The organism is Pedobacter sp. BG31 (genome assembly GCF_042464845.1).
Taxonomy (GTDB): domain Bacteria; phylum Bacteroidota; class Bacteroidia; order Sphingobacteriales; family Sphingobacteriaceae; genus Pedobacter; species Pedobacter suwonensis.
Map to the genome: position 1 here is coordinate 210,433 of NZ_JBHNZK010000002.1, position 13,804 is coordinate 224,236.

At 38.9% G+C, this 13,804-nt stretch carries 11 protein-coding genes; 4 read left to right on the forward strand and 7 right to left on the reverse strand.

Annotation, left to right across the window (positions count from 1 at the left end):
* Positions 1–108: 108 nt before the first annotated feature.
* Positions 109–1,656 (reverse strand): M20/M25/M40 family metallo-hydrolase, encoded by a 1,548-nt coding sequence (locus tag ACFE6N_RS04125; RefSeq protein WP_378934107.1) that lies wholly within the window; start codon positions 1,654–1,656, stop codon positions 109–111.
* A 464-nt stretch (positions 1,657–2,120) separates the two neighbouring features.
* Positions 2,121–2,966, reverse strand: a complete 846-nt coding sequence (gene accD, locus ACFE6N_RS04130; RefSeq protein ID WP_090987525.1) for an acetyl-CoA carboxylase, carboxyltransferase subunit beta — start codon at positions 2,964–2,966, stop codon at positions 2,121–2,123.
* Between the two features lie 358 nt (positions 2,967–3,324).
* On the opposite strand from accD, the gene fbaA reads away from it, so the two are divergent.
* The 4 genes from fbaA to ACFE6N_RS04150 all read left to right on the forward strand — a co-directional run bounded on the left by fbaA (position 3,325) and on the right by ACFE6N_RS04150 (position 5,828).
* Complete coding sequence (fbaA, locus tag ACFE6N_RS04135; protein ID WP_378934109.1) at positions 3,325–4,404, forward strand: class II fructose-bisphosphate aldolase; 1,080 nt, start codon at positions 3,325–3,327, stop codon at positions 4,402–4,404.
* A 136-nt stretch (positions 4,405–4,540) separates the two neighbouring features.
* Complete coding sequence (locus tag ACFE6N_RS04140) at positions 4,541–5,047, forward strand: low affinity iron permease family protein (RefSeq protein ID WP_378934111.1); 507 nt, start codon at positions 4,541–4,543, stop codon at positions 5,045–5,047.
* Entirely contained in the window at positions 5,022–5,444 is a 423-nt protein-coding gene (locus ACFE6N_RS04145) for a GNAT family N-acetyltransferase (RefSeq protein WP_378934113.1), read from the forward strand. The genes ACFE6N_RS04140 and ACFE6N_RS04145 overlap by 26 nt, the downstream gene beginning before the upstream one ends.
* An 87-nt stretch (positions 5,445–5,531) precedes the next feature.
* Positions 5,532–5,828 carry a GIY-YIG nuclease family protein gene (locus ACFE6N_RS04150; RefSeq protein ID WP_378934114.1) on the forward strand — a complete coding sequence of 99 codons (297 nt, stop codon included), beginning with the start codon at positions 5,532–5,534 and terminating at the stop codon, positions 5,826–5,828.
* Between the two features lie 164 nt (positions 5,829–5,992).
* Here the strand turns inward: ACFE6N_RS04150 and ACFE6N_RS04155 are convergent, their stop codons facing one another.
* From ACFE6N_RS04155 to ACFE6N_RS04175, 5 genes are all read right to left on the reverse strand, one after another.
* Complete coding sequence (locus tag ACFE6N_RS04155; RefSeq protein WP_378934116.1) at positions 5,993–6,853, reverse strand: hydroxymethylglutaryl-CoA lyase; 861 nt, start codon at positions 6,851–6,853, stop codon at positions 5,993–5,995.
* Between the two features lie 83 nt (positions 6,854–6,936).
* The gene (locus ACFE6N_RS04160) at positions 6,937–8,271 is read right to left on the reverse strand and encodes an NAD(P)/FAD-dependent oxidoreductase (RefSeq protein WP_378934118.1); all 1,335 of its coding nucleotides are present in this window, start codon (positions 8,269–8,271) and stop codon (positions 6,937–6,939) included.
* Positions 8,272–8,738: 467 nt separating this feature from the next.
* A complete protein-coding gene (gene secDF / locus ACFE6N_RS04165; RefSeq protein ID WP_378934120.1) occupies positions 8,739–11,720 on the reverse strand; it encodes a protein translocase subunit SecDF in 2,982 nt (993 codons plus the stop codon).
* 506 nt (positions 11,721–12,226) lie between these two features.
* A complete protein-coding gene (locus ACFE6N_RS04170) occupies positions 12,227–12,730 on the reverse strand; it encodes a dihydrofolate reductase (protein ID WP_378934122.1) in 504 nt (167 codons plus the stop codon).
* 166 nt (positions 12,731–12,896) lie between these two features.
* Positions 12,897–13,691: a thymidylate synthase gene (locus ACFE6N_RS04175; RefSeq protein WP_378934124.1), complete on the reverse strand. Its 795-nt coding sequence runs from the start codon at positions 13,689–13,691 to the stop codon at positions 12,897–12,899.
* Positions 13,692–13,804 lie beyond the last annotated feature (113 nt).

Genomic DNA, 13,804 nt, shown 5'->3' on the forward strand with positions numbered 1-13,804 from the left:
CTAAAAGACGACCCTTTTTTAAATAATGTTGCACGTCGCATTTTTTTGAAAAAACCAAAAGAGCATCTGTTTCCAAATGCTCCTTTAAATTATATTAAAATTCTTTCTCTACAACCCACCTTTTCTGTTTGATTTTGTTTGTACCGGCCAGGTTGCTGGTTTTCCGGTACGCTCATTTACAGGTAAATCGGTTGCTTTTTCGGTTGAGGTTTTCTCAGGATCTTCACAAGCCATATAAACCATGATGGCGGCCAGAATTACGTTACTTCTGATTTCGTCGAAAACCAGTTTATCATAACTATCGCGGTTGGTGTGCCAGGTATAAGTGCCATAATCCCAACTGGTAGAACTTAAAGAGTAACCCAATGCCCCGGCAGCCACAAACGAAGCAAAGTCAGAACCGCCTGCGCCCGGTGTCCCCGGAAAACTGGTTTTGATCTGGTTTTTAATGGTATCTGGTACGGCTGCCAACCAACGGGTAATGTAATCTTTTGATTTGGCAAAACCCTGTCCGCCGATGTTAACCACACGGCCCGTACCATTATCCTGGTTAAACAGCGCCTGCAGGTTGTTCACGATTTCCGGATGATCTTCTACAAATGCCCTCGAACCATTTAATCCTTGCTCTTCGCTCCCCCAGTGTCCTACCAGAATGGTGCGTTTTGGGTTAGGGTAAAATTTCTTTAAAATACGCATGGCTTCCATCATTAAAATGGTACCCGAACCATTATCTGTTGCACCACTTGCTCCATCCCACGAATCGAAATGCGCCGATAGCATCACATATTCATTTGGTTTTTGCTTGCCCTTTAACTCCGCAATGGTATTAAAGGTTGGTACAGTTCCCAGTTTTTTTGATTCTGATTCAATTTTAAGCATCGGTTTATTGCCGTTTAAAGCCAAACGATATACCAAACCGTAATCTTCGACAGATAAATCTAATGTTGGCACCTTAGTGGTGTTGGCGCCAAAAATCTTGTCTACACCGAAGCCTTGCGACCAGTTATTGATGACAACAGCCACCGCGCCAGCATTTTCTAAAGCTACAGGAAGTGTTCTTGCGGTAAGACCTGTTTTAGCTAAATTGGCCGTCCATGTTTTTGCTGCATTGGCTTTTTCTTTCTTAAATTTTTCAAAAAGATCTTTTGTAGCGAATTCTTCCCAATTTTTTTCTGGTCGCCCAGATATTTGGTTCATTGAAATTAAAACAATTTTACCTTTTACGTTGGGTAACCATTTCTGAAAAGATGCCGAATCTGTAATTTCCGGAAGGATAATGGCTTCTGCATTAATGGTTTTACCATTGGTTGATGGGCTCCAGGCCAATTGTGTGCCTTCTAATGTCCGAACCCTCGGACTTACTAAATCAATGTGTGTAATGCCGCGTTCCCAACCGGCCCATTCGCCCCACTTTTCGTTTTTAGCCGAAATGCCCCAGTCGCTATATTTTTTTATCGCCCAGTCGTTAGCTTGTTTCATCTGTGGCGAACCAACCAATCGTGGCCCAACAACATCCAAAAGTTCGTGCGCCAGTTTCTCCAATTGAGAATTTTCGTTTACTTCTTTAATGATATTATCAATTACTTTCCGGTCTTGTGCAAAAAGACTGGTCGAAGCACAAAGAAACAGTGCAGAAAACAGTAGTTTTTTATTCATAATTAGTTAGAGTTAATGAGTTGAGGCTAATTTATGAAATATGAGGTAGGGTTGTGAGATGTTAATGGAAATGTTGCAAGACACGTTCTATTATCGAGTCATACTGACGCGTAAGGCAAGTAACTGAGTTCATCTAAATAAATAACAGCTTTTCCTTTGTGGCTTAAAGCCTTTGTAGTAAAGGCACTCGCTGGAAAAATTTATCAAAAGAATTACCAGTTCATGTTAAATAAATGTGATTGCCATGAAAAGCCCGGAGTGTACGGGTGCTTAAAGCAAAAAGCAGGACTGATTTAACCTAAGTTATTCAAATCCTGCTTTTTTTATAATGTTTATTTATTCATTGGAGACTTTCACTAATCACCAATAAAGCAATGACTAATGGACCAATGACCAATTAACTAATGACCAATGACCAATGATTAATAAACCAATGACTAATGACCAATGAACTACTGAACCAACTAATTGTTCATCATTTTTACAAATGCGCCCAGTTTAGCTTTCATGGCCCTTCTATCTACAATAAAATCCAGGAAGCCATGTTCCAACACAAATTCTGAAGTCTGGAAACCTTTAGGCAGATCTTTTTTAATGGTTTCTTTAATTACCCGCGGACCTGCAAAACCGATTAATGCGCCTGGTTCTGCAATATTGATATCGCCTAACATGGCATAAGAAGCCGTTACACCGCCAGTAGTTGGATCGGTCAATAAAGAGATATATGGAATTTTTGCCTGACTTAATAAAGCCAGTTTCGCTGACGTTTTAGCCATTTGCATTAATGAAAATGCAGCTTCCATCATCCGTGCACCACCTGATTTTGAGATCATGAGGAACGGAACTTTATGTTTAATGCTATAATCGATCGATCTTGCGATCTTTTCACCTACAACTGAGCCCATTGAACCGCCAATAAAAGCAAAATCCATGCAGGCAATCACGATGTCTTCTCCCTCAATTTTACCAACCGCCGAACGGATCGCATCTTTTAAGCCTGTTTTAGCCTGACTTTCTTTAATTCTATCGGTATAAGGTTTGTTATCGTTAAAATTTAAAGGGTCGCCCGAAGTGAGGTTAGGAAACAACTCTTTAAACTGATTATTATCAAATAAAACCTCGAAATATTCTTTAGAGCCTACTCTCAGATGGTAGCTGCAATAGTGGCAAACATATTTGTTTTCCTGAAGCTCTGCCTGATGTAGCGGTTTTTTGCAATTCGGACATTTATTCCACAACCCATCCGGTGCTTCTTTTTTCTCCTCTGTTGTAGTAATGATACCTTTTTTTTCTCTCTTAAACCAAGCCATATAATTTTTTGAAGAATTGGATTGCAAAGAAACGAAAAATAAAATTAAGATAAAGAATTACCAATGATCAAATCGCAATGATCAATAATTAATGATCAATATTCAAATCACAATGATTAAACTCGTAAATCGGAACATTAATTGTTGGCATTTGATCATTGTACACCGGATTTTGGTTGTTTGTTAAAATTCCTTGTAAATTGATTATTTCTAAAGGTGTGTCTTTTTTACACTAAGGATAATGTGTTTTTTACACTAAACAGGCTTTGTTTTGCTTTTAGGCAGATAATTCTGTTGTTACAAAAGCTGGTAATGTTAATTTTTTTTATAACTTCGGACTTAATAAAATTAACAAGAAATGAGTTTAAAAGGCTACAAAGGCGTAATTTACGGAGATGCCGTTCAGGAATTATTTGAGCAGGCTAAAAAACATCAGTTTGCTTTACCAGCAGTAAATGTTACCGGTACCAATACGGTAAATGCGGTAATGGAAACTGCAAAGGCAGTAAATTCGCCTGTTATGATTCAACTATCTAATGGTGGTGCCCAGTTTTATGCTGGTAAATCGTTGGATAATGAGAAATTACAAGCATGCATTCTAGGTGCTGTATCAGCAGCTAAACATGTACATTTATTGGCAGAACATTATGGTGTTGCTGTGGTTTTACACACCGACCACGCAGCTAAAAAATTGTTGCCATGGATTGATGGATTATTGGATCACGGCGAAAAATTCTTCGCTGAAACCGGCAAGCCTTTGTTTTCATCTCATATGTTAGATTTATCGGAAGAGTCTATCGAAGAAAACATGGAAATTTCTGCTAAATACTTAGCACGTATGGCTAAAATGAACATGACTATCGAAATCGAGCTTGGTGTAACGGGTGGTGAAGAAGATGGTGTGGATAACAGCGATGTAGATAGCTCGAAATTATATACACAACCTAGTGAAGTCGCTTATGCTTACGAAGAGTTAAGCAAAGTTTCTCCTCGTTTTACGGTTGCTGCAGCTTTTGGTAACGTACATGGTGTTTATAAACCGGGTAACGTAAAATTGCAACCGGTAATTTTGAAAAACTCTCAGGATTTTATCAAAGAAAAATTCAGCTTAACAGCCGAGAAACCAATCAATTTCGTATTCCACGGTGGTTCCGGTTCATCTCAGGAAGAGATCAGGGAAGCCATTTCTTATGGTGCAATTAAAATGAATATTGATACGGATATGCAATGGGCATTCTGGGAAGGTATTTTAGAATATTACAAAAAGAATGAAGGTTATCTTCAAGGCCAGATCGGTAATCCTGACGGCGATGATAAGCCAAACAAAAAATATTACGATCCACGTGTATGGTTACGTAAAGGAGAAGAAGCTTTTGTTAAGCGTTTAACTGCCGCTTTTGAAGACTTAAACTGTATTAACGTTAACGATAAGCTCTAAGAGCTTAAAACGTTAAAAGATTGTAACGTTGCAACTTTTCAATCTTTCAATATTACAACATTAGCGAAAGCGCCATAGGTTTAAAACTTATGGCGCTTTTGTTTGTTTTATGGTATCTTTAAGCAAACAAATGGTGATGACAAAATCTAAAAGCAATAATAAAAGCAACAATTTTTTTGAAAAATTTGCTAACGCGGCAACCAAGTTTACCGGGAGTTCTGCAGCATTTATCAGTGCAACAGCAATTGTTGTAATTTGGGCGGTGAGTGGCCCGATATTCAATTACTCTGAAACATGGCAACTGGTAATTAATACCGGAACAACAATTATTACCTTTTTAATGGTATTTCTAATCCAGAAAGCGCAGAATAAAGACGGGAAAGCGATCCAGCTAAAATTGAACGAGTTAATTGCCGCGCAACAAGGTGCGAGTAACCGCATGGTAGATATTGAAGATCTGAGCGAAAAAGAATTGGATCAATTGCATAAATTTTACGTTGCGATTGCTACACTTGCCAAAAAAGAGGCCGATATTCATTGCTCGCATTCAATAGATGTTGCGAAGCAACTGAATGAAATAAAAGTAAAATCAAATCAACACTTTAAAAAACACGATAATGAGTCTGCACGTTCAAAAAGTTAACCATCCCGAAGATTTAGATAAAGTATTTGCGATCCGTAAAATTGTTTTTGTAGATGAACAGAATTGTCCGCCAGAGCTGGAATGGGAGCATGAGGACGAATCAATACATTTTCTGGCCACCAATAACGGACAGCCTTGTGGTGCATGTAGGTGGCGTAAAACGGACAAAGGTTATAAATTAGAGCGTTTTGCTGTTTTAAAGGAGTTTAGAGGGCAAGGGGTAGGCCGGGCACTGATCGCTGAGGCTTTATCTGATTTGCCGGAAGATGCGCATTATATTTACCTAAACTCACAATTAGATGCCATGAGTTTGTACGCCAAATTTGGTTTTGTTGCGGAAGGGGATCAGTTTGAGGAAGCTGGCATACAGCATTTTAAAATGGTGAAGCAAGTTTGAAAATTGTATCGTCATTGCGAGGAACGAAGCAATCTTAATGCGATCGCTAGACCACTCATTAGGTCTTAATTACTAAACAGAACTAATATGGAAAGAGGAGGCTGCATATATATCATGGCAAATTCCTTTAATACCGTATTTTACACGGGCGTAACTTCTGATTTACAGGGTAGGGTATGGCAACATAAAAATAACGAGTTTCCAAATAGCTTTACTTCAAGATATAAATGTTACAAATTGGTTTATTATGCATTTTTTTTCGGAATTGAAGAGGCTATTAATGAGGAAAAAAGAATAAAAGGGGGAAACCGACAACAGAAAATAGATTTAATTGTATCCAAAAATCCAAATTGGATTGATTTATATGATGGATTGGATGCGTAGTTTCCGTCATTTCGAGGATGCTTTTTCTGCCAACGAAGTCTGCTGGCAACAGGCTGGCAATCTTAAAGTGATAGCCGTATCAATTTATCTACCCAACCAAAGTAGTAGGATTGCTTCGTGCCTTATAATGACGAATTTTTGTTATGGGGTGGATCAAAAATTACCTATCCAAATATTTTAACAGAGAAAGCAATTGCCTCCTTCCATTTATCCATATTGAGACTTAGGATTTCTTCTTTCGAGTTCAGATAGCTAATTACATCTTCCGTAGCAATATTGCCCGTAAGGTCATCGGCAGCCATAGGGCAGCCGCCAAATCCTTTCAATGCAGCATCTATGCGGGTTACGCCTGAACGATAAGCAGCCTCAATTTTCTCGAAACGATCGGCGGGAGTGGAGTGTAAATGAATGCCGATCTCGGTATTTTTGAATTTTGAAATTAGTTTTGGTAATATGTTTTCTATCTTTTCAGGCGTGGAAACGCCTACCGTATCAGCAAGCGATAGAATTTCCGCTCCTTTGCTCACTAATACATCAGCCCATTGTTCTACAATCCCGTAATTCCATTCATCTCCATAAGGATTCCCAAAACCCATAGATAGATAAATGACCGCCTTCTTATTTTTTTTTGCACAAAGTGAAAGCATTTCTTCAACCGTATTTAAAGACTGCATTATGCAGGAATTGGTATTGCGCTGTTGAAAGGTTTCAGAGATCGAAAACGGAAATCCGAGGTAATCAACTGCTTCATGCTTTATTGCATCTTCTACACCCCTTAAATTCGCTACAATAGCCAACAGTTTAGTATTTGTATTGCTTAAATCCAGCTTTGCTAAAACTTCAGCGGTGTCGGCCATCTGCGGAATGGCTTTGGGAGAAACAAAACTTCCAAAATCAAGCGTGTCAAAACCGACCTGAAGCAGTAGGTTTAAATATTCAACTTTAAGCTCGGTCGGAATGAAATTGTGCAATCCCTGCATGGCATCGCGCGGACATTCAATCAATTTGAAATTGTTTTGGCTCATAGTCTCGGTTTAACCGCAAATTGCGCAAAGTTTTCCGTTAAGAAAAGAAGAAACAATCTTTAACCCAAAAATCCTCTTAAATACTAAAATACCTTGACTTCATCTTTTACAGAGGGTATTTCGGCTCTGTAATCCACACTTCTGTCCTTTGCAAAGGTTCTGATAATCAAACGTGTGCCCCGATCATAACTAAAATAACTCCAAACCCAATTGACAAAAACAATAATCTTATTTCTGAAGCCTACCAAAGTCATTAAGTGGACAAACATCCAGGTAAACCAGGCGAATACCCCTTGAAAACGGATTTTGCCGATATCAACAACTGCTTTGTTTCTGCCCACTGTAGCCATTGAACCTTTATCGAAATATTTAAATTTCTCTAAAGGTTTATTTTCTTTGATGTTGATCAGGTTTTTGGCCAGATGATGTCCCTGTTGGATGGCTGCCGGCGCAACTCCCGGGTGACCATTAGGTGTTTCTTCATCAATAATAGCGGCTACGTCGCCAATGGCGTATACGTTTTGATAACCTACCACTAAATTTTGAGTGTCGGTTTTCAACCGGCCTCCACGAACAACTTCTGCCTGGTCTAAACCGGCCAATAGTTCTCCTTTTACACCTGCACTCCAGATTACCGTAGAACTTAAAATAGGCGCTTTATCCTGTAAGCTGAGTTTTAGCCCGTCATAACCTAATACCCGGGTTTCGTTCATAATCTGTACACCCATATCGGTAAGGAAATCTTTGGCTTTTTTCTGTGCCTGTGGCGACATTACGCCTAATAATTCCGGCGAATTTTCAATCAGGTATATATTAACCTTGCTTAAATCCATTTCCGGATAATCATTTGGAATAACATGTTTTTTAAGCTCTGCAATGGCGCCGGATGTTTCAACGCCCGTTGGGCCACCACCAACCACCACAAAGTTTAACAGTGCATTTTTCTTATCCGGATCTTTTTCGATCAGCGATTTTTCGAAATTCTGTAAAATCAAACTTCTCAAATCCAGTGCTTCCGGTATAGATTTCATGGGCATTGAATTGGCCTCGATTTCTTTATTGCCAAAAAAATTACTGGTAGAACCTGTAGCGATAACCAGATAATCATATTTAATTCTGCCAATATCAGTTTGTAAACAGTTTTCTGCTGCATTCACTTCCGTAACTTTGGTTACGCGAAAAATCAGGTTCTTTTGACCCTTAAAAATCTTTCTTAAAGGGAACGCGATCGAATCGGCTTCTAAACCTCCTGTAGCTACCTGATAGAGTAGGGGTTGGAACGTGTGATAATTATGCTTATCAAGCATCACTACCTGAAAAGGTTTGTTCTTTAAACGTTTTGCTAATTCAATACCACCAAATCCACCGCCAACTATAACTACTCTCGGGTACTCGCTTTTAGGAAGTTGTAAATCCATTTTTATCTCCTTTTATCTAATGCTAACGTAACAAAAAAATAGCTAAAAGGTTTATTAAATGAGGTTTTTTGGAAGTATCAATCAGTCTCTTGCCACATATATAACGTTTCCATGACGAAGGGGGATTTGCAGGTGTTTAGCACCACCTTAAATGATTTAAACCTGATAGCAATGGAAATCCTTTTTAATTTGCAACAGCCCTGAATCTGCTGTCATGCTGAGGGACGAAGCATCTGTAACCGATGAAACACGTGCTTCGTACTCCGGTATAACAGTGCGTATTAAAAGATTGGAATGCATAGCAGGACTATCGGAACCGAAGAATTACAGGACTTGCTTTTCGAAAGAAATAAAAAGCTTTGAGACTTTTATCTTTTAAACCTTATGGGTTTTAAAAACCTATAAGGTTTGGCACAAAAAAAGCGCCCCGATTTCCCGAGGCGCTTGTATATTTTAATATTTTGATCTTATTTCTTCTCTGCAGAACTACCTAAATCGATTACGATAGGAGTAGAAATACATAGTGATGAGTACGTACCAATGATACGACCAATTAACAAGGCGAATATAAATCCGCGGATGCTATCGCCACCGAAAATGAAGATTACCAATAATACAAAGAATACGGTTAATGAAGTTAAAATGGTACGGCTTAAGGTACTGTTCAACGCGAAGTTGATTAAGTTGTTACGCGCTTCGCCATGTAAATCTTCTTTGCCAGACTCTTTTAATTTCTCGCGGATACGGTCGAATACAACAACGGTTTCTGTCATGGTGTAACCCATTACCGTTAAAATTGCGGCGATAAAATCCTGACCAATTTCCAATGAGAACGGCATCACACCATCTAAAATAGTATAGAAAGACAATACCATTAAAACGTCGTGGAATAATGCGATTACCGCACCCAAACCATATTGCCATTTTTTGAATCGCACGACAATGTAGATAAACATGAACAAACACGAAATCAATACTGCGTAGAAAGCACCGTTTACAATATCACTTGCAATGATAGGCGTTACTTTTTGTGAACTTACAATTTCATATTTTGAACCTGCTAGTCCTTTATTTAAAGCATCTTCTACAACTTTATCCGTTTTAATGTCCTGATCTTCGATGTGGAAAGTAGTAGTGATTTTTACCTGACTATCTTCACCTGCAGTTTTCACCTCTGGCGTTTCGTTACCGAAAACCGGGTTTAACTTTGTTTTTAAATCTTCAGTATTAACAGCTTTATCAAAGTGAACTAAATAAGTTCTACCTCCTTTAAAATCCACACCTAAGTTTAAACCACCATTTTTGAAGTACATACCGATACCTGCAACAATGATGATGGTAGAGATAATGTAATAGATTTTACGACGGCCAACAAAGTTGAAGGCTAAGTTTTTAAATGCATTACGGGTAAGGCTGTTATCGAAACTTACATCGATTTTGCGGTTTAACAACGATTCGAAAACTACTCTCGAAATGGCTACAGCTGCAAATAATGAAGATAGGATACCAATACATAATGTAGTGGCAAAACCCTGAACCGGACCGCTACCGAAAACGTAAAGAATAGCACCTAAAATAAACAAGGTTACGTTTGAGTCGATAATGGAAGGCATCGCATGTTTGAAACCTTCTTGAATTGCTGAAGCAGTATTCTTGCCATGGGCAAGCTCTTCACGTACACGTTCAAAAATAAGGATGTTCGCATCTACCGATAAACCAATGGTTAATACGATACCGGCAATACCAGGTAAGGTTAATACTGCACCAAGTGATACCAGGATACCAATGATGAAGAATAAGTTGATTAACAAGGCAAAGTTAGCCACCCAGCCTGCACGGTGATAGTATAACGCCATGAAGATCAGGATAACGATAAAGGCAATTACAAATGAGATTAATCCATCATGAATAGCCTGTGCACCTAATGTTGGACCAACGATGTAACTACCAGCAATACGTGCAGGAGCAGGTAATTTACCAGCTTTTAAGATGTTTGATAAATCTTTGGTATCGGCCTGTGTAAAGTTACCGGTGATTGATGAAACGCCACCGGCAATCTCATTTTGTACGGTAGGGGCAGAATAAACCTGATTATCCAATACAATGGCGATTGATTTTTTGTTATTTGGATCAGCTGCAGCTTCAGCAGTAATTTTTTTCCATTTTGCAGCACCTTCGCTGGTCATGTACATGGTTACTTCCGGTTTGCCTTTTTGGTCAAAGTCAGCACGCGAATCGCTGATTGCCTCACCACCTAAGTCTGGTTTACCATCTGCACTAACCATTTTAATGGCATATAATTCAAAAACTTTCGAGCCTTCCCGAGGTTTAACGCTCCACATGAATTTCATCGTTGATGGAATAGATGCAGCAACTTCAGGAAGTTTTAGGTAAGCATTAACCTTTGCAGTATCTTTTTGTAAAGACATACCTACAACTGCGCCCGGCATTAACTGTTGTTGTCCGTTTTCGCCTTGATAAATAGGAAGGTTAAGAACAGCATACAATGGGTTGGATTTTATCAATTCGGCTCTAACTGCAGTCGAATCTTTTTTGCCCAGGCCGGCAAGTTTGCCGCCTTTAGCTGAAGAATCTTTAGCAGCGGCTTTTTCTAAGCCCGCCAATTTACCGCCAGCGGCAGGAGCAGCGGTGGTATCTTTAGCTGCCGGAGCATCGGTTTTTAATGTTGCCGCTAAAATTTTATTAATGTTTTCTAACAATGGTGCAACTTCCTGAACCTGGTATACCTGCCAGAATTGTAATTCGGCAGAACCCTGTAAAAGTTTAGCAATACGTTCTTTATCTTGTACACCTGGCATTTCGATTAAGATCCGGTTACTGCCTTCTTGTTTTTGCATGTTCGGACTAACTACCCCGAAACCATCAATACGTGAACGTAAAACAGTAAATGAACGATCGATAGCACTGGTTGCTTCTTTTTCCAAGAACGATTCAACTTCATTATTGCTTGCATTAGGTTTTAACTGAGATGCGTTATCCTGATTAGAAAAATAATCTGCAAGTTTTACTCCAGGGCTTAATTTTTCGAATTCATCAACAAAAATTTTGATGTAATCTTTACCACCGGCATTTAATTTGATCTGCGCGTTTTGAATTGCTTTGTTGAAATTTGCATCAGTAGGGTTGCCTGCCAATGATTTAACCAACTCTGCTAACGATATCTCCATCGTTACGTTCATTCCGCCTTTCAAGTCCAGACCCAAATTAATCTCTTTCGCTTTTACCTCTTGATAAGTAAACCCAACAACTGGATAAACTTTTTCGGTACTCATCGAATCTAAGTAAGCCTTTTCTTTGGCTAAGTCACCTTTCGCATAGTTTTTCGCGTCTTTTTCTACCTTGGATGCCACCAAAGTAAAAGAAAGTGCATACGCACAAACGATAGCCAATACTATCGCTATAAACTTAATAAAACCTTTTCCTTGCATTGTTTGTTTAAAATAATTTGTCTTTCGCTGTTTTTTAACAAGTCGGCAAATCTAATTAAATTTTTAAATTATAGAACCCCTTAATTGATAATTTATTAAGATTAATTTTTGCGGGGCAATATTCCTTTAAGATTCATTACGCAGAATTCATTTCGGAGGACTAAGTTTAAAATGAGATAGATTTGGAAAGCAATTACAGCAGCTTTAGGCTTTATTCTAACCTGGTCATGTTTTAATCTTTTTCTTCTGTCATGCTGAGGCACGAAGCATCTTTCATAGATGGGTTCTTAGAAAAAGACAAAGTAATAGATTTCTTATTAAAAAGCAATACCTGTGTTTCTTAGGCTCCGAAAGTCCCGCTGTACATTTTATTTCGCTGCGCTTCATGCTCACTGCCATCGGGTTTAGGTGGCAGGGGTAGTGGTTCTATTCGCAAAGGATAACTGGTAAAGAAGATGCTCTGCGTTCTTTGCGAAAATCTCTGTGTTCTTTGCGGTTAACTTGAACTAAATTCTTTCTAAAACCTCAAAAGTATAATCATACTTGTTTTTTTCGTCGGCTTTATGGGCTTCGCTGCTGATCACCTTCCATTCTTTCCGATCAATTTCCGGGAAAAAAGTATCAGCCTCAAAACGATGATGAATGGTGGTTAAATAAAGTGTTTGCGTTTTAGGTAATGCCTGTCTGTAAATCTCTGCCCCTCCAACAATGAATACTGATTTTTCTTCTGTCTTGCTGATTGCTAACGCTTCGTCTAAGCTATTTACCACTTCAACACCTTCAATTTTTAATTCAGTATCTCTGGTAATCACAATGTTCCTGCGGTTTGGTAGCGGCTTGCCTACAGAATCAAACGTCTTGCGACCCATGATCACGGTGTGTCCAGATGTTGTTTGTTTAAAAAACCTTAAATCAGCCGGCATGTGCCACAAAAGCTGGTTATTTTTACCTATTGCGTAATTTTCGCCTATTGCTACGGCGATGGAGAGGTTTTTCGGTTTATTGGTCATAAATTGTAGACTAAAGTGTTATGACTGATTATGTCATGTTTTAAAAAGATTGCTTCGTCGTTCCTCCTCGCAATGACGACAATGAGAGCGTCATTGCGAACTGAAGCAAGGGATGTGAAGAGGGGGTGAAGCAATCTATTTAGTTGATCAATATTTTTTAATAAGTTTACACCGCAACAATACCTTTAATATGAGGATGCGCCTCGTAATTCTCCAATGTGAAATCTTCAAACTTAAAATCAAAAATGCTTTTTACTTCGGGATTGATTTTCATTGTTGGAAGTGGTTTAGGCTCGCGGCTTAACTGAAGCTTGGCCTGTTCAATATGGTTGTTGTACAAATGCGCATCGCCCAGGGTATGGATAAAATCTCCGGCTTCAAGACCGCAAACCTGAGCCACCATCATGGTGAGTAGCGCATAAGAAGCAATGTTAAACGGTACACCCAAAAAAATGTCGGCACTTCGCTGATATAACTGGCAGCTTAACTTTCCATCAGCCACATAGAATTGAAAAAAAGCGTGACAAGGAGGCAAAGCCATATGTTCTATTTCAGCTACATTCCAGGCAGAAACAATAATCCTGCGAGAATCGGGATTGTTTTTTATGGTGTTAATGATATTGGTAATCTGATCGATGTGCTGTCCGTCTGGCGTGGGCCAGCTTCTCCATTGCGAACCATAAACCGGTCCCAGGTTACCGTTTTCGTCAGCCCATTCATCCCAGATGCGCACACAATTGTCTTTCAGGTATTTAATATTGGTGTCGCCACTTAAAAACCAGATCAGTTCGTGGATAATAGATTTTAAGTGCAGTTTTTTTGTCGTCACCATAGGAAAGCCTTCCTGAAGGTTAAAACGCATCTGATAGCCAAAAACGCTTATGGTTCCGGTGCCCGTACGGTCGTGCTTTTGCGCGCCATGATCAAGCACATGCTGCATTAAATCTAAATATTGTTTCATACACCCCAAACCCCTTTTGGGGCTTTAAATTCTAAATAAATAATTAATTACAAATATCTAAAATTTATCAGGTGTTGGGAATCATTTTTATGCACACTTATAAATTACTAACA

Coding starts and splice junctions, on each gene's coding strand:
- ACFE6N_RS04125 (WP_378934107.1), bottom strand. CDS start 1,656: ATGAATAAAAAACTACTGTTTTCTGCACTGTTTCTTTGTGCTTCGACC.
- accD (WP_090987525.1), bottom strand. CDS start 2,966: ATGGCTTGGTTTAAGAGAGAAAAAAAAGGTATCATTACTACAACAGAG.
- fbaA (WP_378934109.1), top strand. CDS start 3,325: ATGAGTTTAAAAGGCTACAAAGGCGTAATTTACGGAGATGCCGTTCAG.
- ACFE6N_RS04140 (WP_378934111.1), top strand. CDS start 4,541: ATGACAAAATCTAAAAGCAATAATAAAAGCAACAATTTTTTTGAAAAA.
- ACFE6N_RS04145 (WP_378934113.1), top strand. CDS start 5,022: ATGAGTCTGCACGTTCAAAAAGTTAACCATCCCGAAGATTTAGATAAA.
- ACFE6N_RS04150 (WP_378934114.1), top strand. CDS start 5,532: ATGGAAAGAGGAGGCTGCATATATATCATGGCAAATTCCTTTAATACC.
- ACFE6N_RS04155 (WP_378934116.1), bottom strand. CDS start 6,853: ATGAGCCAAAACAATTTCAAATTGATTGAATGTCCGCGCGATGCCATG.
- ACFE6N_RS04160 (WP_378934118.1), bottom strand. CDS start 8,271: ATGGATTTACAACTTCCTAAAAGCGAGTACCCGAGAGTAGTTATAGTT.
- secDF (WP_378934120.1), bottom strand. CDS start 11,720: ATGCAAGGAAAAGGTTTTATTAAGTTTATAGCGATAGTATTGGCTATC.
- ACFE6N_RS04170 (WP_378934122.1), bottom strand. CDS start 12,730: ATGACCAATAAACCGAAAAACCTCTCCATCGCCGTAGCAATAGGCGAA.
- ACFE6N_RS04175 (WP_378934124.1), bottom strand. CDS start 13,691: ATGAAACAATATTTAGATTTAATGCAGCATGTGCTTGATCATGGCGCG.